This window comes from Enterococcus sp. DIV1307a, assembly GCF_050537425.1.
GTDB lineage: Bacteria > Bacillota > Bacilli > Lactobacillales > Enterococcaceae > Enterococcus > Enterococcus faecalis.
Window position 1 is genome coordinate 194,889 of sequence record NZ_CP172914.1, and the last position, 23,507, is coordinate 218,395.

At 38.8% G+C, this 23,507-nt stretch carries 22 protein-coding genes and 1 riboswitch; of the genes, 20 read left to right on the forward strand and 2 right to left on the reverse strand.

Annotation, left to right across the window (positions count from 1 at the left end; genetic code table 11):
* Positions 1 to 4: 4 nt before the first annotated feature.
* Positions 5 to 179, reverse strand: a riboswitch (Lysine riboswitch).
* 587 nt (positions 180 to 766) lie between these two features.
* From IGL90_RS00970 to IGL90_RS00995, 6 genes are read left to right on the forward strand one after another with little or no spacing between them, the layout of a single operon-like run.
* The gene (locus IGL90_RS00970) at positions 767 to 1,303 is read left to right on the forward strand and encodes a hypothetical protein (RefSeq protein WP_048738134.1); all 537 of its coding nucleotides are present in this window, start codon (positions 767 to 769) and stop codon (positions 1,301 to 1,303) included.
* Positions 1,304 to 1,316: 13 nt separating this feature from the next.
* Positions 1,317 to 1,652: a hypothetical protein gene (locus IGL90_RS00975; protein WP_048738136.1), complete on the forward strand. Its 336-nt coding sequence runs from the start codon at positions 1,317 to 1,319 to the stop codon at positions 1,650 to 1,652.
* Positions 1,653 to 1,703: 51 nt separating this feature from the next.
* The gene (locus IGL90_RS00980; RefSeq protein WP_048738138.1) at positions 1,704 to 2,237 is read left to right on the forward strand and encodes a hypothetical protein; all 534 of its coding nucleotides are present in this window, start codon (positions 1,704 to 1,706) and stop codon (positions 2,235 to 2,237) included.
* A gap of 13 nt (positions 2,238 to 2,250) precedes the next feature.
* Complete coding sequence (locus tag IGL90_RS00985) at positions 2,251 to 3,564, forward strand: hypothetical protein (RefSeq protein WP_048738140.1); 1,314 nt, start codon at positions 2,251 to 2,253, stop codon at positions 3,562 to 3,564.
* A gap of 13 nt (positions 3,565 to 3,577) precedes the next feature.
* Positions 3,578 to 3,868, forward strand: a complete 291-nt coding sequence (locus tag IGL90_RS00990) for a hypothetical protein (RefSeq protein WP_002400826.1) — start codon at positions 3,578 to 3,580, stop codon at positions 3,866 to 3,868.
* A gap of 3 nt (positions 3,869 to 3,871) precedes the next feature.
* On the forward strand, positions 3,872 to 4,207 hold the full coding sequence (locus IGL90_RS00995) for a hypothetical protein (RefSeq protein ID WP_048738142.1): 336 nt from the start codon (positions 3,872 to 3,874) through the stop codon (positions 4,205 to 4,207).
* Positions 4,208 to 4,325: 118 nt separating this feature from the next.
* On the opposite strand, the gene IGL90_RS01000 is transcribed toward IGL90_RS00995, so the two are convergent.
* Entirely contained in the window at positions 4,326 to 4,622 is a 297-nt protein-coding gene (locus IGL90_RS01000; RefSeq protein WP_002356244.1) for a hypothetical protein, read from the reverse strand.
* Positions 4,623 to 4,794: 172 nt separating this feature from the next.
* On the opposite strand from IGL90_RS01000, the gene IGL90_RS01005 reads away from it, so the two are divergent.
* The 5 genes from IGL90_RS01005 to IGL90_RS01025 all read left to right on the forward strand — a co-directional run bounded on the left by IGL90_RS01005 (position 4,795) and on the right by IGL90_RS01025 (position 10,387).
* Entirely contained in the window at positions 4,795 to 5,508 is a 714-nt protein-coding gene (locus IGL90_RS01005; RefSeq protein ID WP_002390258.1) for an NAD-dependent protein deacylase, read from the forward strand.
* A 4-nt stretch (positions 5,509 to 5,512) separates the two neighbouring features.
* Positions 5,513 to 6,358, forward strand: coding sequence for a chorismate mutase (locus IGL90_RS01010; RefSeq protein WP_048738143.1), 846 nt, complete (start codon positions 5,513 to 5,515; stop codon positions 6,356 to 6,358).
* 10 nt (positions 6,359 to 6,368) lie between these two features.
* Positions 6,369 to 6,881: a transcription repressor NadR gene (locus tag IGL90_RS01015; RefSeq protein WP_002356248.1), complete on the forward strand. Its 513-nt coding sequence runs from the start codon at positions 6,369 to 6,371 to the stop codon at positions 6,879 to 6,881.
* A gap of 227 nt (positions 6,882 to 7,108) precedes the next feature.
* On the forward strand, positions 7,109 to 8,620 hold the full coding sequence (locus IGL90_RS01020; RefSeq protein WP_025190311.1) for a glucosaminidase domain-containing protein: 1,512 nt from the start codon (positions 7,109 to 7,111) through the stop codon (positions 8,618 to 8,620).
* Between the two features lie 276 nt (positions 8,621 to 8,896).
* On the forward strand, positions 8,897 to 10,387 hold the full coding sequence (locus IGL90_RS01025; RefSeq protein ID WP_002361555.1) for an aldehyde dehydrogenase family protein: 1,491 nt from the start codon (positions 8,897 to 8,899) through the stop codon (positions 10,385 to 10,387).
* Positions 10,388 to 10,613: 226 nt separating this feature from the next.
* On the opposite strand, the gene IGL90_RS01030 is transcribed toward IGL90_RS01025, so the two are convergent.
* Positions 10,614 to 11,597 (reverse strand): L-lactate dehydrogenase, encoded by a 984-nt coding sequence (locus IGL90_RS01030; RefSeq protein WP_002356251.1) that lies wholly within the window; start codon positions 11,595 to 11,597, stop codon positions 10,614 to 10,616.
* A gap of 335 nt (positions 11,598 to 11,932) precedes the next feature.
* Here IGL90_RS01030 and pth point away from each other — a divergent pair, with 335 nt between their 5' ends.
* From pth to ftsH, 9 genes are all read left to right on the forward strand, one after another.
* Positions 11,933 to 12,499 (forward strand): aminoacyl-tRNA hydrolase, encoded by a 567-nt coding sequence (pth, locus tag IGL90_RS01035; protein ID WP_002361556.1) that lies wholly within the window; start codon positions 11,933 to 11,935, stop codon positions 12,497 to 12,499.
* A gap of 19 nt (positions 12,500 to 12,518) precedes the next feature.
* The gene (gene mfd / locus IGL90_RS01040) at positions 12,519 to 16,058 is read left to right on the forward strand and encodes a transcription-repair coupling factor (protein WP_002388750.1); all 3,540 of its coding nucleotides are present in this window, start codon (positions 12,519 to 12,521) and stop codon (positions 16,056 to 16,058) included.
* A 15-nt stretch (positions 16,059 to 16,073) separates the two neighbouring features.
* Positions 16,074 to 17,663 (forward strand): putative polysaccharide biosynthesis protein, encoded by a 1,590-nt coding sequence (locus tag IGL90_RS01045; protein WP_048738147.1) that lies wholly within the window; start codon positions 16,074 to 16,076, stop codon positions 17,661 to 17,663.
* Positions 17,664 to 17,677: 14 nt separating this feature from the next.
* Positions 17,678 to 17,941 (forward strand): RNA-binding S4 domain-containing protein, encoded by a 264-nt coding sequence (locus IGL90_RS01050; protein WP_002356255.1) that lies wholly within the window; start codon positions 17,678 to 17,680, stop codon positions 17,939 to 17,941.
* A gap of 254 nt (positions 17,942 to 18,195) precedes the next feature.
* Positions 18,196 to 18,675, forward strand: coding sequence for an FtsB family cell division protein (locus IGL90_RS01055; RefSeq protein ID WP_002356257.1), 480 nt, complete (start codon positions 18,196 to 18,198; stop codon positions 18,673 to 18,675).
* Positions 18,676 to 18,719: 44 nt separating this feature from the next.
* The gene (locus tag IGL90_RS01060; RefSeq protein ID WP_002356258.1) at positions 18,720 to 19,199 is read left to right on the forward strand and encodes a S1 domain-containing RNA-binding protein; all 480 of its coding nucleotides are present in this window, start codon (positions 18,720 to 18,722) and stop codon (positions 19,197 to 19,199) included.
* An 85-nt stretch (positions 19,200 to 19,284) separates the two neighbouring features.
* On the forward strand, positions 19,285 to 20,673 hold the full coding sequence (gene tilS, locus IGL90_RS01065; RefSeq protein WP_002364514.1) for a tRNA lysidine(34) synthetase TilS: 1,389 nt from the start codon (positions 19,285 to 19,287) through the stop codon (positions 20,671 to 20,673).
* A gap of 18 nt (positions 20,674 to 20,691) precedes the next feature.
* The gene (gene hpt, locus IGL90_RS01070; protein ID WP_002356260.1) at positions 20,692 to 21,237 is read left to right on the forward strand and encodes a hypoxanthine phosphoribosyltransferase; all 546 of its coding nucleotides are present in this window, start codon (positions 20,692 to 20,694) and stop codon (positions 21,235 to 21,237) included.
* A gap of 93 nt (positions 21,238 to 21,330) precedes the next feature.
* Complete coding sequence (gene ftsH, locus IGL90_RS01075) at positions 21,331 to 23,487, forward strand: ATP-dependent zinc metalloprotease FtsH (protein WP_002364513.1); 2,157 nt, start codon at positions 21,331 to 21,333, stop codon at positions 23,485 to 23,487.
* The last annotated feature ends 20 nt before the right edge of the window (positions 23,488 to 23,507 follow it).

The window sequence follows — 23,507 nt, forward strand, 5'->3', positions numbered from 1 at the left end:
CTCAACGAAACATAGCACAACTTAGCATCACTACTAAGACAGTCCGCAAGCTCTTAACTTACGTCCCAACACACAACAGAAGAGGCTCCGTTATGCATTTCGGCGATTGATCCTAAACTTGCTTCCCAGTGTCCTCTCACTCCACAAGCGTAATAAAAACCGCGACCTCTACCTCTTTTTTGAGGCACTATTCAGTTATTAAATTCAGTTATTAATTTTAGGATAAATCCAGAAGAAAGTCAATATGTTCCAGCAAAGGAATTTATCAAGAGGACACAAACACCATGAAATTAGCGTAACATTAAGTAAAAGAAAAAGATAATAAAAGAGAAGAATCGTTTTGAGATGAGCGATTTTACACTGTTAATTAAGCGTTTACAAGGTTGGTGTAGTGTGTTAAGTTGAAGATAGCAAAAGTTGTTTGAATATTCAGTGAATAACAAAGTACGTAGAGTTAGAAAAACATGTCCTATAGATATACATAAAAGAGATAAGTAAACCGTTCAACGAATAATTGAAGCAAATGTGAAGACGGGGGAAAAAAAGGTGCAGAAAAAAATTACAACAGAGTATTTAGCAAATGCAATTGATATGATTAAAAGGAAGGTTCAAACAAACAGTAAAAATGTGAAATTAGAAAGTCAAGGAAAAAAGGCTTAGAGACAGCTTTTGTAGGTGGACTTTCTGAAGAATATCAGGAAGTGAAGATAGCTTAACATAGAAGTTTTAAAAAATTAGTGTACATAAAAAGAAAGGAGGGGAGTCAGTGAAAAAAAGAAAATGGTGGCTAAGTACCTTAGCTGCTGCAGTACTAATCATAATAGGAATTGGAGGGAAACAATACATGGATAAAAAAGCAATAGAAAAAGATTACCAACAAGGGATCGATTTGATTCAAAAATATGTATCGAACTATTTGGTAGAAAACTATGAAGGTATTGAGAAGATTGAGTGGCAAGGCGTTGGTGTAGAGTGGCGGAATGCAAAAGGATATGGGACTTCGCTGTTGGGGAATTATGTGGATAGTGATGTGAAAGTGTATGTTTCGGAAGATAAATACTTTATGCCTTACTTTCGATTGGCTGATGAAGCAGATTATGATTATGAGTTGGAAAAATATGTTGTACTAGATTCATTAAATTCTAAAAATATAGATATTGTTATTGAAGCAGAATTAAAAAATACGATAAATAAATTAAGTCAGAATGAAAATAAAATTTTTGACAAATTTAAAAAAGCTACTAAAGGAAGTCCAAATGCAAAAGTAGTTTATAACATAGAAATTCACGAATTAATTTATTAGGAGGTAAAAGATTTTGACAAAGGAAATTACAACAGAAGAATTGGCAAAGGCAATTGATGCTATTAAAAAGACAGTTCAAAAAGAAACTGACACTGTGACTTTAGATATTCAAAGACGAAAAACAGACTATCAAATCATCCACAAAGCCGCCAGCACCCAATCCAGCCAACTAAATGCCATGGCCATCGCGCCTTTAGATGATCAAGGCAAACCTGACTGTAACAACATCGCTGTCGTGTACGCTGGTACCAATTCCTTTGGGGATGAAGGTAAAAAAGGCTTTGAAACAGCTGGAACAGCTTTTGTAGGTGGAATTTCTGAAGAATATCAGGAAGCCAGAATATCTTAACATAGAAGTTTTAAAAAATTAGTGTACATAAAAAAGAAAGGAGGAAAGCCAGTGAAAACAAGAAAATGGTGGCTAAGTACCTTAGCTGCTGTAGTACTAATAATAGGAATTGGAGGGAAACAATACATGGATAAAAAAGCAATAGAAAAGGATTACCAACAAGGAATCGATTTAATTCAAAAATATGTGTCAAACTATTTGGTGGAAAACTACGAAGGCATTGAGAAGATCGAATGGCAAGGCGTTGGCGTGGAATGGCGGAATGCAAAAGGGTATGGGACTTCGCTGTTGGGGAATTATGTGGATAGTGACGTGAAAGTGTATGTTTCGGAAGACAAATATTTTATGTCAGATTTTCGCTTAAGTGAAAAAGGAGAATACAAGGACGAATTGAAAAAGTATGTTTTATCAAAAACATTAAATCCTGAAAATACAGATGGTACTATTGAGGTAGGGCTAGAGAATGCAGTCTATGGTTTGAGTCAAGAAGAAAAAAAAGTTTTTGAAAAATTTAAGAAGTCCGATAAAGGTAGTCCAAACGCAAAAGTAGTTTATGACATAGAAATTCACGAATTAATTTATTAGGAGGTGAAGAAATTTGACTAATGAAATTACAACAGAAGATTTAGCAAAATCGATTGATATAACTAAGAAGAAGGTTCAAACAAAAGGGAAAATAATTGAATTAGAAATTCAAGGGGAATTAAAAAAATTCAAAATCATCCACAAAGCCGCCAGCACCCAATCCAGCCAACTAAACGCCATGGCCATCGCCCCTTTAGATGACCAAGGTAAACCTGACTATAACAACGTCGCTGTCGTGTACGCTGGTACCAATTCCTTTGGTGATGAAGGTAAAAAAGGCTTTGAGACAGCTGGAACAGCTTTTGTAGGTGGGCTTTCTGAAGAATATCAGGAAGCTGAAAAATTTTTAAAACAAACGCAGCAAAAAATTGCCTCGCAAAACGGCACAATTACCGATGTTGCAGGCTTTAGTCAATCAGGTGGCTACATGATGAAAATGGCAGGGAAATACGGGCAAGAAATGGGCTTCCGTACCACCAGTTTTGATGATTGGGGCCGCAATCAATTTGAACGTTTAACGACGAGTGAAAAACAGTGGCTACAAGAAAATCCAGAATTTTTGATTCGCTACCAAAATGATTCATGGGCAGCACTGTCAGGACGTGATAGTAAATATGGCACGATTTCTTCGATTTCAGGGGTTGGTGAACATAATACTTTAGCCAACTATTTTGACGGGGACGACTTGGATTTGGATCGTTTAGCCAAAGATGGCATTTTCGCACCGAATATGACTTTGGAGCAAGTCAAGTTAGCAGCGAAAGTCTGGGCAAAGAAAAATGGCGACTGGGATCCCACCACAAATAATGAAGCCGAAGCGAAAAAACGAGTGCAGGAGTACTTAGAACTCTATGGCGAATTTGCGCAAACGAATGCGAATTTGGAAAAATTAAAATCTGGTACTGATAAAGCTATTCGTTCTTTACATACAAAAATTGCCAGTGCTTCTGGCGGTCAAAAAATCAAGTTACGAGCAGACTTGGCATTACAGGTAGCTAATCAGGCTAGGACAATCGGTGAAGAAGCGGAGAAATTGCTGAAACAAAGCCAGCAAGACACAGAACAAGCGTTAGCAGAAATTTCCAAGGAAATTTTAACAAGTGCCAATGAAATTAGACAATATTTGTCTTATTCTGAGGTCCAAGCAATGATTGCACCCTATGAAAAAAGTCGTTTGTGGAACGAGGCACAGGCCAGTCACAATCGGAAACAAGTTCAACAATATAATCAAAAACTGATGACGTTTAGTGAAAAGTTAACAACTGCGGCTAAAAATATTCAAGAATACGATCGCCAAACAGGGAATCAGTTATTTGCACAGAAATGAAAGGATGTCGCACATGGATGAACTGGAAAGAGAACTTCAATTGGAATTAGAACGCGTACAAAAGATACAAGAACGCCAAGCCATTCAAGCTGTGATTACAGCAAAACAAACCAGAATCGCAACCATCAAACAAACCTCCACACATACAATCAAGAAACTTTCAGAATTGATGAGCAAACAATCAAAAACTACGTTGCCTTCTTCCTTAAAAGGTGCGTTCCAAGGGCAAGTGGCGGACGCAGCGAGCCATTATTTGAAAACGATTCCTGACGCAAATTTAAAAACACCAGCAAAAGGAGGTTAGGAGATGACACCGGAAGAAAAACGCCGCAGTTACCAGATGATTGAAGACAACTATTATCAAGAAAAGCGCAAAATCAATCAACAACAGCAACATGTTTCCGCTGAAATCCAGCGATTTAGACAACAAACGAACCAACTAGTAGACAAGGTGGCTTATTTTACTAGAAATGATACTTGGGACAAACGAATGTTTCATCATCAAATAGCCACCAGTTTAGATGAAGTGAAACGAACAGAAAATCGGTTTGTTTCAATCCTAGAAGAAACAGAACAAACCCTGCGAAAAAATTATCGAAAAGAGATTGAGAAATTGGAAGAAATGGCAAGAATGGATTTGTAAGGGATTGGTAAATAAGGATTGACAGGATTTTTTTTGAAGAAATAAGAATATCAGTGCGTAATTAGTGTCTTAAAAAAACCTTGAATTCATATGAATTCAAGGTTTTTTAAACAATCACTTAAGCTTTGACAGCTTTTGGTTCACGACCTAAAATAGCTTGAAGAACAGTCAATACACCTAAAGAAGCTAAAATTGTATAAATTAGACTTGAGTAAGTTAAGATACCGAAATCCCAAGTTTTGTAAACTAATAAAACAATTGCTAAGGCGATAATAGCGATAACGTTGAAGAACGCAAAAGCCCAAAGATTTCCGTTTTCTTTACGAGAAAGATAAAAAACAGAGAACCAAATGCTTAAAACGCCCCAAGCGATGCAGGCAATAATTGCAGCCCAATAAATAATAAATGCGACCATTGTTGTTTCACCTCACTTTTACTCATGCATATTTTACCACGAGTTGAGAAATTTGTCACAAACTCTTTCAAGATAAATCAATATATAGGTAAGAAGTTTTCAAAAAGTGGAAAAACTTTTGGTGCTAATGTTAAAATACGTTATAATATAGAAGATTAGGAGCTGAATCGATATGCAAGATATCACGCAAGCTGAGGCAATTCATTGGTTGGCAACCCAACAAAAAATCACATTTTTAACAGGTGCGGGTATCTCGACAGCCTCAGGTGTGCCAGATTATCGTTCCTTAAAAGGTGTCTATCAAGGAATCCAGCAACCGGAATACTTATTGAGCCGGACTTGCTTAAAAACAGAGCCAGAAAAGTTTTATCAATTCGTTAAAACGCTCTATCATCCAGACGCACAACCTAATATCATTCACCAGAAAATGGCCCAATTAGAGCAAATGAAACGGGGAAAAATTGTTTCACAAAATATTGATGGGCTTCATCGAAAAGCAGGTAGCCAAGAAGTGGTGGACTTTCACGGTAATTTATATGAATGTTATTGCCAAACTTGTGGTGCAACGGTTCCTTGGCAAGACTATTTGCTTAGTGATCGGCACGCAGACTGTCATGGACAAATCCGTCCAGCTATTACTTTGTATGAAGAAGGATTATCCGAAGAGGCAATCGAAAAAGCCATTCAGGCCGTTGCTTCTGCCGACTTAATCGTGATTGTCGGCACGAGTTTTCAAGTGCATCCATTTTGCGATTTGATTCATTATAAACAACCAACGGCAGCTATTTTAGCCATTAATCAAACGCCGCTATTTTTACAACAACCTTATTATTTTTTAGAAGCGAAAGCCGAAACGATATTTGCAGAATTAACGATAAAGGAGTAACGGAATGGAAGAATTTAAATCAGAAAAAGAAAAAATGATCGCAGGTGCACTATATTTTGCCTCAGATCCTGAATTAGTGGCTGATCGCAAAAAAGCCCGTGAACAAATGGCGTTAATTAACCAACAACCAGACACTTATATTCGTCGTCAATTAATAGAAGAAACATTTGGAAAAGTGGGTGTCGGGACGTACATCGAACCGATGATTCAATTTGATTATGGCTACAACATTTCTGTGGGAAAAAATTTCTATGCCAATTTTAATAACGTTTTTTTAGATGTTTGTCCAATCGAAATTGGCGATAACTGTATGTTTGGTCCCAATGTGCAACTCTATACAGCCGAGCATCCATTACAAGCGGCCAAGCGTAATAGCGGAATGGAATCAGGGAAACGAATTATCATTGGCAACAATGTTTGGATTGGCGGTGGAGCGATTGTCCTTCCTGGCGTAACATTAGGCGATAATGTAGTGGTAGCAGCAGGCGCTGTTGTGACCAAATCGTTCCCAGAAAACTGTGTGATCGCAGGTAATCCAGCACGGATAATTAAAGAATTGACTGAAGATGACGCCCCAACAACTTCTTTAGAACAACAACGAGCAAAGATTAACCAAATCGATAAGGAACTGGTCCGTTTATTAGAACAGCGGATGGACGTCGTCGCAGAGATTGCTGCAGTGAAAAAGAAAGCAGGTCATGCGGTTTTTGATTCTAAAAGAGAACAACAAGTATTAGAAACTATTCTGAATCATGTTGAAAATGCCGAGTATGAAGAAACATTATCTGAGACTTTCCAGGGGATTATGGACGCCTCTAAACGTTTCCAAGAAAAACATTTAGGAGAGTGAGGCGAAGGTCGTGGATGGAGAAATCAGAAGAAGAGAGATTGTTAAAAGATTAAGAGAGACCGAAAAGCCAATTAGTGCCACTCGTTTTGCAAAAGCTTTTGATGTCAGCAGACAAATTATTGTAGGAGATGTCGCTCTATTACGGGCGACAGGGGTCGAAATTGTCGCAACAGCTCGAGGGTATATGTTGGAACAACCTTTAGAAGGAATTGAGCGGAAAATTGCTTGTCAACATACGCCTGAACAAACGAGAGAAGAATTGTCAGTCATTGTTGCCAAAGGTGGAGAAGTGGTAGATGTGAGTATTGCACATCCGCTTTATGGGGAATTAATCGGCAGTTTGCGCATTCAATCAGAGAAAGATATTGATAAATTTATGGACAAGTATCAAAAAGAGCATGCTACATTACTATCAGTTTTAACAGGAGGCGTCCATCTGCATACTATTCGCTGTGCAGACGAAGAAACTTTCCAAGAAATCAAAGAGGCACTTCGAAAAAAAAGTATTTTGTTTGAAGGATAACGAGAAAAAGAGAGGACATTGATGTTTATTCAAGCCCTTTCTTTTTTTTCTTAGAAAATTACCAAAAAAAGATAGAAGAATTTGTGAATTTTCTTCTATTTTTTTAACTTTTTGCTAGAAATTTTTTATGAAACAGTATACTATTAAAAAAGGAGCCATTTAAACAATAACTATGTCAATTATTATGTTGGTACATAAAAATAAATGGAGAAAAATAAAAAAGGAGAATGAGTATGAAAAAACAATTTGCCCTGTTCTCTACCTTATTACTTTTAGGTTCATCAATGCCAGTAGGTGCATTTGCAGAAGGTAATAACTTGGTAGCTGAAAATAGTTCTGTTGCAGAAACAACCGCAGAAGCAACAACTGCTGAAGACACTGAAACGACAGCAACTAGTGAAACAACAGAAGCGACAGAAGAATCAACAACTGAAACAGAAAGTTCAACCGAATCAAGTGAATCTACAACCACGGAGTCCACGGAAACGTCAGGAACCGAAACGACAGATTCCACAACGGATTCAACATCCACAAGTACGACAGAATCGACTACTGACTCCACCTCAACGAGTACAACAGAGTCAACCACAGATTCTACGTCAACAAGTACAACTGAATCAAGTACCACGCCGACGACCACACCAAGTTCTTCTAAAGAACAGCCAAAACCTGGCACGAGTACTTCTGAATCAAAACAGCCGGCGAAACCAGTGACACCAACAGCGCCAGCTGAAAAACCAGTAGAACAACCAGCAGCGTCAACACCGCAGCCCGAAATAGTCCCACCAGTTACAAATGAAACGGTTGGGTTAGTGGAAGACGATGAGACGTTTACGGTCAGCAAAACGAAGAAGACAGAAGAGTTTATTCAAGAAATCGGGGAATCTGCTCGGAAAGTGGCCAAGGACAAAAACTTATATGCTAGTGTGATGATTGCTCAAGCAATTTTAGAAAGTGGCAGCGGCAATAGTAAATTAAGCCAGAAACCAAACTACAATTTGTTTGGTATTAAAGGCGATTACAAAGGTCAATCTGTTTCTTTTATTACCTATGAAGACAATGGTTTCGGTAACCTATACACAGTAGAAGCAAAATTCCGTCAATATCCAACGTATAAAGAATCAATGGAAGATTATGCGAAATTATTGAAAAATGGTTTAGATTCCAATAAAGATTTCTATCATGGTGTCTGGAAAACGGAAGCCAAATCATACAAAGAAGCGACACGTTTCCTAACAGGAAAATACGCAACGGACAAAGATTACCATAAGAAATTAAATGCGTTAATTAAAACATACGATTTAACTTATTATGATAAAGAAAAAGCAACCGTTGAACCAATGGAATCAAATTTCCCAGCCTATAATGGCAAAAACTATGACACCTTTAATAGTTATGCTTGGGGCAACTGTACACAATATGTCTACAACCGTATTACGCAATTAGGTAAACGTGTGGACTTAACAATGGGGAATGGTCAAGATTGGGGCGAAACAGGTCGTGCACGCGGGTACAAAGTAAGTCGTACACCAAAAGCAGGTGCAGCGGTTTCCTTCCCAGCTGGCGTTTTAGGCGCAGACAATACTTATGGTCATGTCGCATTTGTGGAAAAAGTCTTTAAAGATGGTAGCATCTTAATTTCTGAAATGAACGTGAAGGGATTAAACGTTGTTTCGACACGTACAATCTCAGCTGATGAAACACATTTAATGAACTATATCGTTCCAAAAGATAAATAAAAAAATCAGCTCTTTGTCAATAAGAACGGATGAGTTGGAAAAATCAAAGCTAGCACTGAAGAAGCAATTTTAATTCTTCAGTGCTAGCTTTTTTTGTGGCAAAAGTTCTCTCCAATAAAGTTTAATACATTCAGTTATTGCCAGGAGGCTTGAGGTCGGGATGAGTTAGCAACAGTCGCTGATAGCTATATTTTTTTTAGGTAGAATTATTTACTTTTAGGTGGAAGATGTCTTATAATTGTAAGCGGATACAAAAATAAAAAAAGAGGTGGGTAAATGAGTAAAAAAGAAATAAATCAAGTAGTTGCCAGTAGCTATCAATTGTATATTAATGGAGAGTGGACAACAGGTAGTGGTAACAAAATGATTGCTAGTTACAATCCTAGTAATGGTGAAAAATTAGCAGAATTTGTAGATGCCACAAATGCAGATGTGGATCGAGCTGTAGAAGCAGCTCAAGAAGCGTTTCAGACATGGAAAGATGTTGACGTTGTAACAAGAAGCAATCTTTTATTGAAAATTGCTGATTTGATTGAAGAAAATCAAGAACATTTGGCTATGGTGGAGACTTTAGATAATGGAAAACCGCTTCGGGAAACGCAATCGATTGATGTCCCTGCCAGTGCAGACCATTTTCGGTATTTTGCTAGTGTGATTCGTGGAGAAGAAGGATCTGTCAAAGAATTTGATAAGGATACGTTATCCATTGTTGTGAAAGAACCCATCGGTGTTGTGGGTCAAATTATTCCGTGGAATTTCCCCTTATTAATGGGTGCTTGGAAATTAGCACCAGCGTTGGCAGCAGGTAACACGGTTGTGATTCATCCGTCCTCGAGCACATCATTAAGTCTGTTGGAATTGTTTAAAATTTTTGATCAAGTCTTGCCGAAAGGAGTAGTGAATTTAATCACCGGTCGTGGTTCTGATTCAGGAAATTATATGTTGGCACATCCAGGGTTTGATAAGCTAGCTTTTACAGGCTCAACAGAGGTGGGGTACACTGTCGCTAAAGCGGCGGCCGACCGCCTAATTCCAGCCACTTTAGAACTTGGCGGAAAATCAGCCAACATTATTTTTGAAGATGCCAATTGGGAACGTGCATTAGAAGGCGTGCAGTTAGGGATTTTATTCAATCAAGGGCAAGTTTGTTGTGCTGGGTCTCGTGTGTTCGTTCAGTCAGGTATTTATGATCAATTTGTAGAAGCTTTAAAGGAAAAGTTTGAACAAGTGAACGTTGGTTTCCCGTGGGAAAAAGATGTTGAAATGGGCGCTCAGATCAATGAGCATCAATTGGAAGAAATTTTAAAATATGTCGAAATTGGTGTGAAGGAAGGAGCTACACTGATTACTGGTGGGCAACGTTTAACAGAAAATGGGCTAGACAAGGGGGCGTTTTTAGCACCTACGTTATTAGCGAATGGTACGAATACAATGTGTGTGGCCCAAGAAGAAATCTTTGGTCCTGTTGCAACAGTGATTAAATTTGAAACGGAAGAAGAAGTCATTCGTTTAGCTAATGATTCTGAATATGGTCTAGGTGGTGCGGTCTTTTCTCAAGATATCAATGTGGCATTACGGGTTGCTCGTGGTGTACGGACAGGTCGGATGTGGGTCAACACATACAATCAATTGCCTGCGGGCGCGCCATTTGGCGGTTATAAAAAATCAGGAATTGGTCGAGAAACGCATAAATCAATGCTAGATGCTTATACGCAAATGAAAAATATTTACATTGTGACAAAAGAAGAAGCAGATGGACTGTATTAAGTAGTGTAGTGAATTTTAGATAACAAACTTATTTTTGGTTATTGTTATTTTTCGAGCTAAACAAAACAATAATTTTTTTTAAAAGTTGAGTGATGAGTAAAGTAAAACAGATTAAAAGTAAAGCCTGGTGCAAAAATCACTTTGGATTTTTGTACCAGGCTTTAAAGCGGAGTAACAATAGTGTTCACTCTTGGTTGTTTTTAATTTTCGACTATTATAGAAGGAGTTACTTTGCTTCTTCTGCTTCAAATTTAGCAAAAGCTGTTTCAATAACTTCTTTTAATGCAGAAGCAGAAGCTTCCATTTTTTCTTGTTCAGCATCTGTTAATGGAATTTCAATGACTTGTTTAACTCCTTGGCGGTTGATGATCGCTGGTGCACCGATATAAATATCGTTTTGACCATATTCACCTTCTAAATAAACAGATAATGGTAACACAGAGTTTTCATCGTTTAGGATAGCTTTAGTGATACGCGCTAGTGCAACCGCGATTCCATAGAAAGTAGCTCCTTTTTTCTCGATGATTGTGTAAGCAGCGTCGCGTACGTTGAAGAATAAATTAACCATTGCTTCTTCATCGACGTCAGGATTATTTTTCACCCATTCGTAAATTTGTAAGCCAGCGACATTCGCATGTGACCAAACTGGGAATTCTGTATCTCCGTGTTCCCCTAAGATGTAGGCATGGACATTTCGTGCATCAACATCAACTAATTCGGCAATTGCTTGACGGAAACGAGCAGAATCTAGTGAAGTTCCTGAACCGATTACTCGTTCTTTCGGGAAGCCAGAGAATTTCCAAGTTGAATAAGTCAAAATGTCGACTGGGTTTGCGGCAACTAAGAAGATACCGTTGAAACCAGAATCAACAATTGTTGTAACGATTTCTTTATTAATTTTCAAGTTTTTATGAACTAAGTCTAAACGAGTTTCGCCTGGTTTTTGAGGCGCACCAGCTGTTAAGACAACTAAGTCTGCATCATGGCAATCGTCATAAGTAGCAGCATAGATTTTTTTAGGAGAAGTAAATGCTAATGCGTGAGATAAGTCCAACGCGTCTCCTTCAGTTTTTGGTACATTAATATCAATAATCCCAACTTCTTGAGCAATATTCTGAGTTACTAAAGCAAAGGCATAGCTAGAACCTACGGCACCGTCCCCGACTAAAATTACTTTTTGGTGATCTTTATTCCCTGCGGCTGCAGTCATGTGTACCATTCCTTCCTCTACATTCTTTTTCGTGAGCAACGAGTTTTTATTTCCTGTTGCTAAAGTGATAGTAACATGGTTTGTAAAAAATGTCACGAACTTTGATTGTAAAAATGATACAGTTTTCAGACCTGTTTCAAAATGGTAGCTCTTACATGTGCGTAATTTCACTATCTTGCGCATATTTAAATTTCTAAAAAATTTTTTTACATCTTTCTTAATCTTCAAAGACTGCGAGTTTTTTTATTTCTATGGTATAATGAATAAAACTGGGTAGCGCATACGCTTCCCAGCCATTTTGTGTTGGCAAGCTTATAATCCAAGGAGAATGAAAGATGAAAGTAATCGTAGGACTGGGAAATCCCGGTAGTAAATACAAAGAAACAAAACACAACATTGGCTTTATTACGCTAGATGAAATTGCGTATCGGCAAAATGTTTCGTTTAATAATAGTAATTTTGAAGCAGATATTGCAGAGTTTTTTATAGGGACTGAGAAAGTATTGTTAGTGAAACCATTAACATTTATGAATGAATCAGGTCGCTCTGTTGGGCCGCTGTTGACCTACTTTGGGGTAGATGAGGAAGACTTGATTGTTATTTATGATGACTTAGACTTAGAGGTCGGTAAAATTCGTTTACGGCAAAAAGGTAGTGCTGGCGGCCACAATGGGATAAAAAGTCTGATTGCCCATTTAGGAACTAATGTCTTTCCTAGAATTAAAATTGGCATTGGTCGGCCCTCAAAAAATGATACAGTTATCCACCATGTACTAAGTACTTTTCCCAAAGAAACACACGAAGAGATGTTACTTGCTGTAAAAAAAGCAGCCGATGCCGCTTTATATGCATGCGAAGGACATACGTTTGTTGAAACAATGAATCAATTTAATGGAAAATAGCAGAAAGGAGGGCCCTTGTTTGAATATTATCGAACGAATTAGCCAAACAGAAATTGCTAAATCATGGCGCAGTCAACTAATGACAACAGGAACGCGCCAACTAATTACTGGGTTATCAGGCTCTGCTAAAACATTACTGATGGCAGGCGCTTTACAAAAGACGCATCAAAAAATTGTTATTGCGGTCCCAAACCTATACTATGCCAATCAATTAGTAGATGATTTTTTAAATATTTTACCTTCAGAACAAGTTCATCTATTTCCAGTAGATGAAGTGTTATCCGCCGAAATGGCCTTTTCTTCACCAGAAGCGCGCGCAGATCGAGTGAGTGCGTTAAATTTCCTGATGACAGCGAATGCAGGAATCGTGGTCGTACCAGTAGCTGGACTACGAAAATATTTGCCAACGAAAGAAACGTGGCAAAATGCGCAACTTCATTGGGAAATCGGGACAGAAGTAGAACCTGAAATCCTCGCGCAACGCTTAGTGTTAATGGGCTATGAACGCCAATCGATGGTCGGAAAGCCTGGCGAATTTAGTATTCGCGGAAGCATTGTTGATGTCTATCCGCTAAATGCCGAATACCCTGTTCGGGTGGAACTGTTTGATGTTGAAATTGACTCAATCCGTTATTTTGAAGCGGATACTCAACGCTCATTAGAAAATCTTGAAGAAGTAACGATTTCACCAATGACTGATTTAGTATTCTCAAAGGCAGATATGAATCATGGCATGACGAGGTTACAAGATGCTCTAGAAAAACGTTTAGCGACAGCTAAAGATCAAACGGAGACCGATTTTTTAGAAGAATATTTTGGTCAGTTGCTGTCTTCTTGGGAACAAGGGATTCCTACAGAAAATGCTCACTATTATACAGATTTTCTGTACCAACAAAAAACTACTCTGTTAGATTATTTACCAGAAAATAGTTTGCTTTTTGTGGATGATTATTCTCGTATGATGGAAACGGAGCGAGAAATCGCTAGAGAGGAAGCGGAATGGCAAACCCTGAAAATTGAAGAAATGCGCGTGTTTTCTGAACAAACTTTTGGCGTAGACTTTCATGATCAATTGCGAAAAACTGCACGAAATACGACCTTCTTTTCACTTTTTCAAAAAGGAATGGGGAATCTTCGTTTCCAAGAAGTCCATAATTTCCAATATCGTTCAATGCAACAATTCTTCGGTCAAATGCCGTTGCTAAAAGCGGAAGTGGACCGTTGGCAAAAGCAAAACCAAACGGTTGTTGTTTTTGTTCCTACGAAAGAACGGATTCAAAAAGTCGAAGAGCTATTCCAGGACTTTGACATACCTAGCGTAGTAAGCAATTGGGATCAGCTGTTAGATGGACATGTCCAAATTGTTCAAGGGGCATTACAAACAGGGTTTGAATTACCTAAAAACAAGCTCGTGGCGATTACGGAAAAAGAAATTTTTCATACAACGACCAAAAAACGGGCACGTCGTCAAACAATCTCTAATGCGGAACGTTTGAAAAGTTATAGCGACTTAAAAACGGGCGATTATGTCGTTCATGCGAATCACGGGATTGGTAAATATATTGGTATGGAAACCTTAGAAGTTGATGGGGTCCATCAAGATTACATGACTATCTTGTACCAAAATGATGACAAGTTATTTATTCCAGTAACACAATTGAACTTGATTCAAAAGTTCGTTGCTTCCGAGTCTAAAACGCCGAAAATTAACAAGCTAGGCGGCAGTGAATGGACGAAAACTAAACGAAAAGTTGCTTCGAAAATTGAAGATATCGCGGATGATTTAATCTTACTTTATGCGACAAGAGAATCGGAAAAAGGTTATGCTTTTCCGCCAGATGATGCGTATCAAAAAGAATTTGAAGAGGCTTTTCCGTATTCTGAAACAGATGATCAATTACGTAGTGCTGCCGAAATTAAACACGACATGGAAAAATCTCGACCAATGGATCGTTTGTTAGTTGGCGATGTAGGGTTTGGTAAAACAGAAGTGGCTTTACGAGCGGCTTTCAAAGCTGTTAGCAACAATAAACAGGTCGCCTTTTTAGTGCCAACAACTATTTTAGCGCAACAACATTACGAAACGATTCAAGAGCGGTTTGAGGGCTTTCCTGTAGAAATTGGTTTATTAAGTCGTTTCCGCACGAAAAAACAGCAAAATGAAACAATTGAAAAAATTAAACATGGCCAAGTAGATATTGTGATTGGTACCCATCGTTTATTGTCGCAAGATATTAATTTTAGTGATTTAGGCTTGTTGATTATTGATGAGGAACAACGGTTTGGAGTGAAACATAAAGAACGACTAAAACAATTGCGTTCACAAGTGGATGTCTTGACGTTAACAGCAACGCCAATCCCAAGGACCCTTCATATGTCAATGTTAGGTGTCCGTGATTTATCCGTCATCGAAACCCCACCAGAGAATCGTTATCCGATCCAAACGTATGTCATGGAAAATAATCCTGGGGCGATTCGGGAAGCGATTGAGCGAGAAATGGCCCGAGATGGCCAAGTCTTTTATTTATACAATCGAGTAGATACGATTGAACGAAAAGTTGAAGAGTTACAAGCACTAGTTCCAGATGCACGAATTGCGTATGCACATGGTCAAATGACAGAAGTACAACTGGAGAATACTTTGTTTGATTTTATTGAAGGACAATATGATATATTAGTCACTACAACGATTATTGAAACAGGAGTAGATATTCCTAATGCTAATACCTTGTTTGTAGAAAATGCGGACTACATGGGCTTATCTACGTTGTATCAATTACGTGGTCGTGTGGGGCGTAGCAATCGAGTGGCCTATGCTTATTTTATGTACGAACAGCAAAAAATCCTAAACGAAGTTAGTGAGAAACGTTTAGAAGCAATTAAAGACTTTACGGAATTAGGTTCTGGGTTCAAAATTGCGATGCGTGACCTTTCCATTCGAGGGGCCGGAAACCTTCTTGGTGCCCAACAACATGGCTTCATTGATTCGGTTGGGTTTGATATGTACTCACAGATGTTATCTGAGGCAGTTGCTCGTAAACAAGGAAAAAATATCCAAGACCAAAAAACGTCTGTTGAGATTGATTTGGGCATTGATGCTTATATTCCAGGAACGTATATTACAGACGAACGACAAAAAATTGAAATTTATAAACGGATTCGTCAATTAGAAAATATGGATATGTACGAAGAATTAGAAGCGGACTTGTTAGACCGCTTTGGAGAGTATCCTGACGAAGTGGCGCATTTATTAACCACTGGCCGTATCAAAATGGATGGCGACCGTGCCTTGTTAGAAAGTATTCGTAAACGCGACCAAAAAGTCAAGTTTGTGTTAAGTAAAATTGGCACAAAAACATACTCTGTGGAGCAGTTGTTTGAAGCGTTATCGGCAACCAGCTTAAAAGCGGATCTAGCAGTTGAGAAAGAACAAATGACTATTTCCTTGAAGTTGCCGAAAGATTGTAAAGAAGCTGTTTGGATTCAAGAAATTGCTACTTTTACAACCGCATTGCGACAAGAAAAATACAAACATTCGCAAGAAACGGATTCCCTTTAAAAGGAGGCCTAGAAGATGGCACAAAAAGAAATGCAACGAATGATGCAAGGTGCCGTTGTGTTAACCATTGCTTCCTTCATTGCAAAAGTGTTGAGTGCGTTTTATCGCGTTCCTTTTCAGAACTTTGTAGGGGATGAAGGATTTTACGTGTATCAGCAAGTTTATCCAATCTATGGGATTGCGATGACATTAGCATTGTCAGGCTTACCGCAATTTATTTCCAAAATTGTTGCTGAACAACCAGATATTCGGAGTCAAAAACAAGTGTTGCGCCAACTATATCCCTATGTGTTATGGTTAGCGATTGCTTGTTGGGCCTTCTTTTTCTTTGGTAGTCAAGAAATTGCTATTAGTATGGGGGATGCTGCACTCCAACCATTAATGGAAGTTGTTTCCTTTACCTTTTTACTCGTTCCAATTCTTTCTTTCTATCGTGGGAATTTTCAAGGTCATTTGTTGATGGTGCCTAGTGGTATTTCACAGGTGATGGAACAGTTTGTGCGTGTCGGGGTTATTCTAGTAGCTGCGTTGTCCTATCATTACTTTGGTGGCTCCATTTACCAAACGGGGACGGTGGCCATGAGTGGTGCGTTGGCTGGCGGTGTCTTAGCGGTACTTGTCTTATGGTACTACAATCGAAAAATTCTTAGTGGAAGTACGGAATACTTGCATCAATGGAAGATTATGCCTCAAACCACAGGACTATTTAAACGTTTAATGATTGAGGGTGGTTTGGTCTCTTTATATAGTGCTTTTCTGATTCTATTTCAATTAATTGATTCCTTTAAAGTAAAAAATGCCCTCATGCTTTTCGGGCTCTCTGATTTAGCTGCGAAAGTTGACAAAGGGGTCTATGATAGAGGACAACCACTAGTTCAATTAGGATTGGTAATTGCTTTAGCTTTAAGCTCGACCTTTTTACCAGGTTTGACAAAATATTTTATGAAAAAAGACCGTCAACAATTTTTACAAGTTGCAAAAATCTTTTTGCGTCTTACCACAACCTTGGCATCGGCGGCTTCGATTGGTCTGATGATGTTATTGCCGTACATGAACTTTACGCTTTTTAAAGATTATAAAGGCAACGATGTTTTAGGGGTGTATGTTTTATCCATCGCTTTTATGGCCATTATTCAGGCCTACCAAAGTATTGAACAAAGTCGCAATCGTTTTAAAGGTCCTTTAGTGGCAGCTGGTGTGGGCTTATTAGTGAAATTACTGACAACGGGCTTTTTCACCATTCGTTGGGGAACATTAGGTGCTAGTTGGTCTACTATTCTTGGGTTACTAGCGACGTTATTCGTTTTAGTCCGACAATCGGATGCAGCGATTAATTGTTTTGTTCGAGAACGAAACTTTTTGAAAAAACTGTTGCTTAGTTTAGCAATCATGATGCTGTCATTACTGGTCTATCAAGGAATTATCTCCATCTTGTTCCAAGGTGTGCATCACCGAAGTCAAGCGTTTTTCGTTACAGTTTTAGGTGTTGCAGTGGGTGGTACAGTTTTTATTAGCACCATCATTAAGGTAGAATTATTTACGATACGTGAATGGTTAAGTTTACCGTATGGCGCAAAAATTTTACGGATGAGACAAAAAAAATAAAAGAGGTGAATGTGATGCGGTTAGATAAATTTTTAAAAGTTTCTCGCATTATTAAAAGAAGAACAGTTGCCAAAGAAGTCGCTGATAAAGGTCGGATTCAAATCAACGGAGTCTTAGCCAAATCTTCTAGTACTGTGAAGATTGGTGACCTTGTCAAAATTCAATTTGGGAACAGAATTTTAGAAGTAGAAGTCCTGCAACTAAATGACTCTACGAAAAAAGAAGATGCCACAAAAATGTATGAAATAAAATCAGAAACACGTGTCTCTGAAGAATAAACAGGTGAGGATGGAGCGCTTGGCAAGTTCATTGAAAAGATGAATATTCCAAGCGCTTCATCCTTTCAGCGTTTTAATGAAACAGACGCGCCGCTTTTGAAAAAAATTAATAAATCAACCGCTGTTATTTCAAAAGCAAAGAATATTTTAGAAAAAAGCTTGATTTTCTTTAACTTCTCTGAAATTAACATTAGACAAGGTTCTTAGATGTTGGTATAATAAAACGGACAATCCAAAGCGAGTGGAGCGAGACGATGGGAAAGAATGAAAAAAACTCGAAGAAAGTTGCGGCATTGGAAAATGACTACACGAAAGAACAGTATGTCGAATTCCAAAAACAACAGAAACAATTGATTTTTAGACGCAGACGCTTGGCAGCGATTTTTCTCGTGGCCTTCATTATTTTTGCCTTTTCTGGCATCCAATTGATGAAAGATTATCATCGCTTAGGTGCTTTCAAACAAGAACGAGCAGATGCAATTGCTGAATCCGTAGCAGTTGATAAGAAGGTCAAGGATCTAAAAAAAGACGTTGCTTTGTTAAAAGATGATGATTATGTGGCAAAATTAGCACGTAGCCGTTTCCTTCTCTCAAAAGAAGGCGAACAGATTTATCCCACACCAGAACAAATGAAAAAAACACAGACTTCTGGAGCGGAAGAAAGCAAGAGCAGTTCAGAAAAAAATAGTCAATCACAGTCTTCAACTGAAACAACTAAGTCTTCAGCTGAATAAACTGCAATTATAATTAGGGAAAAAATAGGAGGAACAATTTTTTTATGTCAATCGAAGTAGGAGCTAAATTGCCAGGAAAAGTGTCAGGGATTACTAACTTTGGTGCATTTATTGATTTAGGAGAAGGAAAAACTGGGTTAGTACACATCAGTGAAGTGTCTAATGGATTCGTTAAAGATATTCATGATGTATTAACAGTAGGTGACGAAGTAACAGTGAAAGTAACCTCAGTTGGTGACGACGGCAAAATTGGCTTATCGATCCGTAAAGCACAAGAGCCAGCAGAAGGGCAACAACCAAAACGTGAATTTCAACGTCGTGAAAACAATTATGAGAATCGTGACCGTAATCCACGCGCAGGGGGCAAAAAGCCTTTCAATAAACCACAAGCAAATAACAATAACAATAAACAAGATTTTGACTCATTGATGAGCTCTTTCTTGAAAGATAGTGATGATCGTTTATCTTCATTAAAACGTAATACTGAAGGCAAACGTGGCGGACGTGGCGGACGTCGCGGCTAAGCACAAACAAATAGGGGGACTGGGGATAACGAATGGGTTATTTCTCGGTTCCTCTTTTATTCTAAGGAAGAAAGAAGGGCGAACAATGTTTTGGCAGTTTTATAAACGAGGAAAAGAACAAGGATTTTGGCAACCGCATCAAACAATCGTGGTCGCCGTTTCTGGTGGTGTAGACTCCATGGCCCTTTTGACGTTAATGGAACAGGTGGCAGAAAAAGAACAATTACAATTGGTTGTTGCACACGTCAATCATCAATTGCGAGAAGCGTCGGCACAGGAAGCGCAATATCTCGCTACCTATTGTCAGCAGCGAGAGCTAACGTATTATGAAACACGTTGGGAAGACCCTGAAAAGCAACGGAATTTAGAAGCAAAAGCGCGCACATTTCGTTATGAATTTTTTAAAGAAGTCATGGAAATTGAAGGTGCGGCGGTCTTAATGACGGCACATCATCTAGACGATCAAGCGGAAACGATTTTAATGAAACTGATTCGAGGAACTAATTTTTCCCATTCCGCGGGCATTAAAGAGAGACGTCCTTTTGCGACAGGGGAATTGATTCGTCCGTTACTCATTTATCCAAAAGAAGAATTGTATCAATTTGCACAGCGCCAAGCATTCGTTTATTTTGAGGACGAAACGAACCAAACCAATGAATATTTGAGAAATCGGCTCCGTAATCAGGTTTTGCCGCTATTAAAGCAGGAAAATCCGCAATTCTTAGATCAGATTGCTTCTTTTAGTAATGAACAACGTTTTGCCCAAGAATTTATTCAAGAACAAATTGAGCCTCAATTATCTGAAGCCGTAGAACCGACCAAACAAGGATGGCGCATTCCTTTGAAGAGATTATTAAAAGAAACGCTTGCGTACCAGCACTTCTTTTTAACCGCGTTTTTCCAAAAAACATTAGTGCCATTAGGGGTTTCGTTAAACCAACGCCAGATGACACAAATTTTAAAAGTTTTGAATGATGAACGGCAACCGCAAGGCTCGGTTATGTTAGAACAGCAATGGCAACTAGCTAAAAGTTATGATTGGCTATGCTTAGAACAAAAACAGGCTGCACAGCGAGAAGAAGTTACACATTTATTAGTACCTGGTGCGGGGATTTATTTATCGGAAACCGAGTGGCTAGGATTAATTGCGACAGACAAACCGTTTCCTCTTCCTGAAGAGATTAATCAATGGGCGGGCCAGTTGTTGGCAATCCCGTTGACCACAGCCACACCTTTGACCGTTCGTCATCGCCAAAGTGGTGATCGGATTACATTAAAACCAGGGTTTACGAAAAAATTAAGCAGAGTTTTTATTGATCAAAAAGTGCCAAATGAAGCGAGAGAGAGTGCTTGGGTCATTACGGATGAGCAAGAGGAAATCATTTGGGTACCAAAATTTGCAAATTCCTATTTGAGTATTCCTTTAGAAACTGATAAAATACACTACAGACTCCTTTTTAAGACAAAGGAGTAATGCTGAAAGGAGCGCACTATGATAGAAAAAGATATTGAGAAAGTCCTAATCTCCAAAGAAGAAATTCTTGCGAAGTCTGCAGAGCTTGGCAAGCAACTGACAGAAGAATATCAAGGGAAAAATCCTTTAGTGGTCGGTATTTTAAAAGGTGCAGTACCATTTATGGCTGATTTGACTCGTGAAATCAATACTTATTTAGAATTGGACTTTATGGATGTATCTAGCTACGGCAACGCGACAGTTTCTTCAGGCGAAGTAAAAATTGTCAAAGACTTGGACACAAATGTCGAAGGTAGACATATTTTAATCGTAGAAGATATCATCGATAGTGGTCGTACATTAGCGTATTTAGTAGATTTGTTTAGATACCGTAAAGCTGCATCTGTGAAAATTGTTACCTTATTAGATAAACCAGAAGGCCGTGTGGTAGACATTAAAGCTGACTACGTAGGGTTTGATGTGCCCAATGAGTTTGTGGTCGGTTACGGATTAGACTATGCAGAAACGTACCGCAACTTGCCTTATATTGGCGTTTTAAAACCTGAAGTTTACGAATCAAATTAATATCTATCAAGGAATTAATTGTGTTACAATGTAAAGGTCAGGATTGATAAAAGAATAACATGAATTGTAATGATGAGCATAAGGAGGACAGGCATGAACAAAAAGAATAATGGCATGAAAAATGGTTTATACTACGTCTTAGTAGTACTTGCCATGGTCATGGTTGTCTATTTCATTTTTGGAAATAACAACCAACAATCGCCAGACATCGATTACTCAACCTTCCAACAACAATTGGAAGACGGAAAAGTCAAAGACATGACCATTCAACCAACCAATGGGGTTTACCGGATTGAAGGTCAGTATAAAGAAAAACAAGAAGTGAAAGACACAGGTGGTCTGTCATTGTGGGGCTCAACGCAAGCGTCGTCAAAAGGCTTCACAACAACCGTTTTACCTAGTGATACAACCTTAGCTGGCATTCAAGATGCGGCACAAAATAACAAGGTGAAGCTAGTTGTCAAAGAACAATCAACAAGTGGCGCTTGGTTGTCATTGTTGTTTAGTTTCTTACCATTAGTGATTATTTTCTTCTTCTTCTACATGATGATGAGCCAACAAGGCGGTGGCGGTGGCGGCGGTGGCCGTGTGATGAACTTCGGTAAATCAAAAGCCAAAGAAGCCGATAAAAAAGCTAACCGTGTCCGCTTCTCAGATGTAGCTGGTGCGGAAGAAGAAAAACAAGAATTAGTTGAAGTAGTGGAATTCTTAAAAGATCCACGTCGTTTCGCTGAATTAGGCGCACGGATTCCTGCGGGCGTACTATTAGAGGGACCTCCAGGGACTGGTAAAACGTTACTTGCTAAAGCTGTAGCAGGTGAAGCAGGTGTGCCATTTTACTCAATCTCAGGTTCAGATTTCGTTGAAATGTTTGTCGGGGTCGGTGCTAGCCGTGTCCGGGATTTATTTGAAACAGCGAAGAAAAACGCACCTGCGATTATCTTTATCGATGAAATCGATGCAGTTGGTCGTCAACGTGGTGCTGGTATGGGTGGCGGACACGACGAACGTGAACAAACCCTTAACCAATTATTAGTTGAGATGGATGGTTTTGATGGCAATGAAGGAGTTATCGTAATTGCTGCAACGAACCGTTCAGACGTGTTAGACCCAGCGTTGTTACGTCCAGGTCGTTTTGACCGCCAAATCTTGGTAGGACGTCCAGATGTCAAAGGTCGTGAAGCGATTTTACGTGTTCATGCGAAAAACAAACCGTTAGCTGATGACGTTGATTTGAAAGTTGTTGCACAACAAACACCAGGTTTTGCTGGTGCTGATTTAGAAAATGTCTTAAACGAAGCAGCCTTAGTTGCCGCTCGTCGTAACAAGAAAAAAATTGATGCTTCTGATGTGGATGAAGCCGAAGACCGCGTAATTGCTGGTCCAGCTAAAAAAGATCGCGTGATTAATAAAAAAGAACGCGAAATGGTGGCTTACCATGAAGCGGGACACACAATCGTTGGTTTAGTCTTAAGCCGTGCCCGTGTTGTCCATAAAGTAACAATTATCCCTCGTGGTCGCGCAGGCGGTTATATGATTGCTTTACCAAAAGAAGATCAATTCTTAATGACTAAAGAAGATATGTTTGAACAAATCGTTGGCTTACTTGGTGGACGTACAGCAGAAGAAATTATCTTTGGCGTTCAATCAACAGGGGCTTCAAATGACTTTGAACAAGCAACAGGGATTGCCCGTAGCATGGTAACTGAATATGGAATGAGCGACAAATTAGGACCTGTTCAATATGAAGGAAACCATCAAGTCTTTGTCGGTCGTGATTATGGTCAAACAAAAGCTTACTCAGAACAAGTGGCGTTTGAAATCGATCAGGAAGTTCGTCGTATCTTAATGGATGCTCATACGAAAGCGCATGAAATTATCGAAGCGCACCGTGAACAACATAAACTAATCGCTGAAAAACTATTAGAATATGAAACATTAGATGCAAAAGCAATCAAATCATTATTTGAAACAGGTAAAATGCCTGAAGGTACTGACAGCGACTATCCTAGTGAAAAAGAAGCGCAAACATTCGAAGAAGCAAAACGTGCTTTAGAAGAAAAAGAAGCGCAAAAACAAGTTGAAGAAAAGCAAGACTTTGAAGAAGCGAAAAAAGAATTACATGATGAAGCAGAAGAAGTCAAAGTAGAAAGCGAACAAACAGAAAAAGAAGTCCAATCTGAAGAGAAAAAAGATTCAGATTCCAATTCTGAATATGATCGCAATAACTACGAAGATCGTTATAAATAACCAATTAGTAGAAGGTGCAG

Coding starts and splice junctions, on each gene's coding strand:
- IGL90_RS00990 (WP_002400826.1), top strand. CDS start 3,578: ATGGATGAACTGGAAAGAGAACTTCAATTGGAATTAGAACGCGTACAA.
- IGL90_RS00995 (WP_048738142.1), top strand. CDS start 3,872: ATGACACCGGAAGAAAAACGCCGCAGTTACCAGATGATTGAAGACAAC.
- IGL90_RS01000 (WP_002356244.1), bottom strand. CDS start 4,622: ATGGTCGCATTTATTATTTATTGGGCTGCAATTATTGCCTGCATCGCT.
- IGL90_RS01005 (WP_002390258.1), top strand. CDS start 4,795: ATGCAAGATATCACGCAAGCTGAGGCAATTCATTGGTTGGCAACCCAA.
- IGL90_RS01010 (WP_048738143.1), top strand. CDS start 5,513: ATGGAAGAATTTAAATCAGAAAAAGAAAAAATGATCGCAGGTGCACTA.
- IGL90_RS01020 (WP_025190311.1), top strand. CDS start 7,109: ATGAGTATGAAAAAACAATTTGCCCTGTTCTCTACCTTATTACTTTTA.
- IGL90_RS01025 (WP_002361555.1), top strand. CDS start 8,897: ATGAGTAAAAAAGAAATAAATCAAGTAGTTGCCAGTAGCTATCAATTG.
- IGL90_RS01030 (WP_002356251.1), bottom strand. CDS start 11,597: ATGACTGCAGCCGCAGGGAATAAAGATCACCAAAAAGTAATTTTAGTC.
- pth (WP_002361556.1), top strand. CDS start 11,933: ATGAAAGTAATCGTAGGACTGGGAAATCCCGGTAGTAAATACAAAGAA.
- IGL90_RS01045 (WP_048738147.1), top strand. CDS start 16,074: ATGGCACAAAAAGAAATGCAACGAATGATGCAAGGTGCCGTTGTGTTA.
- IGL90_RS01050 (WP_002356255.1), top strand. CDS start 17,678: ATGCGGTTAGATAAATTTTTAAAAGTTTCTCGCATTATTAAAAGAAGA.
- IGL90_RS01055 (WP_002356257.1), top strand. CDS start 18,196: ATGGGAAAGAATGAAAAAAACTCGAAGAAAGTTGCGGCATTGGAAAAT.
- IGL90_RS01060 (WP_002356258.1), top strand. CDS start 18,720: ATGTCAATCGAAGTAGGAGCTAAATTGCCAGGAAAAGTGTCAGGGATT.
- tilS (WP_002364514.1), top strand. CDS start 19,285: ATGTTTTGGCAGTTTTATAAACGAGGAAAAGAACAAGGATTTTGGCAA.
- hpt (WP_002356260.1), top strand. CDS start 20,692: ATGATAGAAAAAGATATTGAGAAAGTCCTAATCTCCAAAGAAGAAATT.
- ftsH (WP_002364513.1), top strand. CDS start 21,331: ATGAACAAAAAGAATAATGGCATGAAAAATGGTTTATACTACGTCTTA.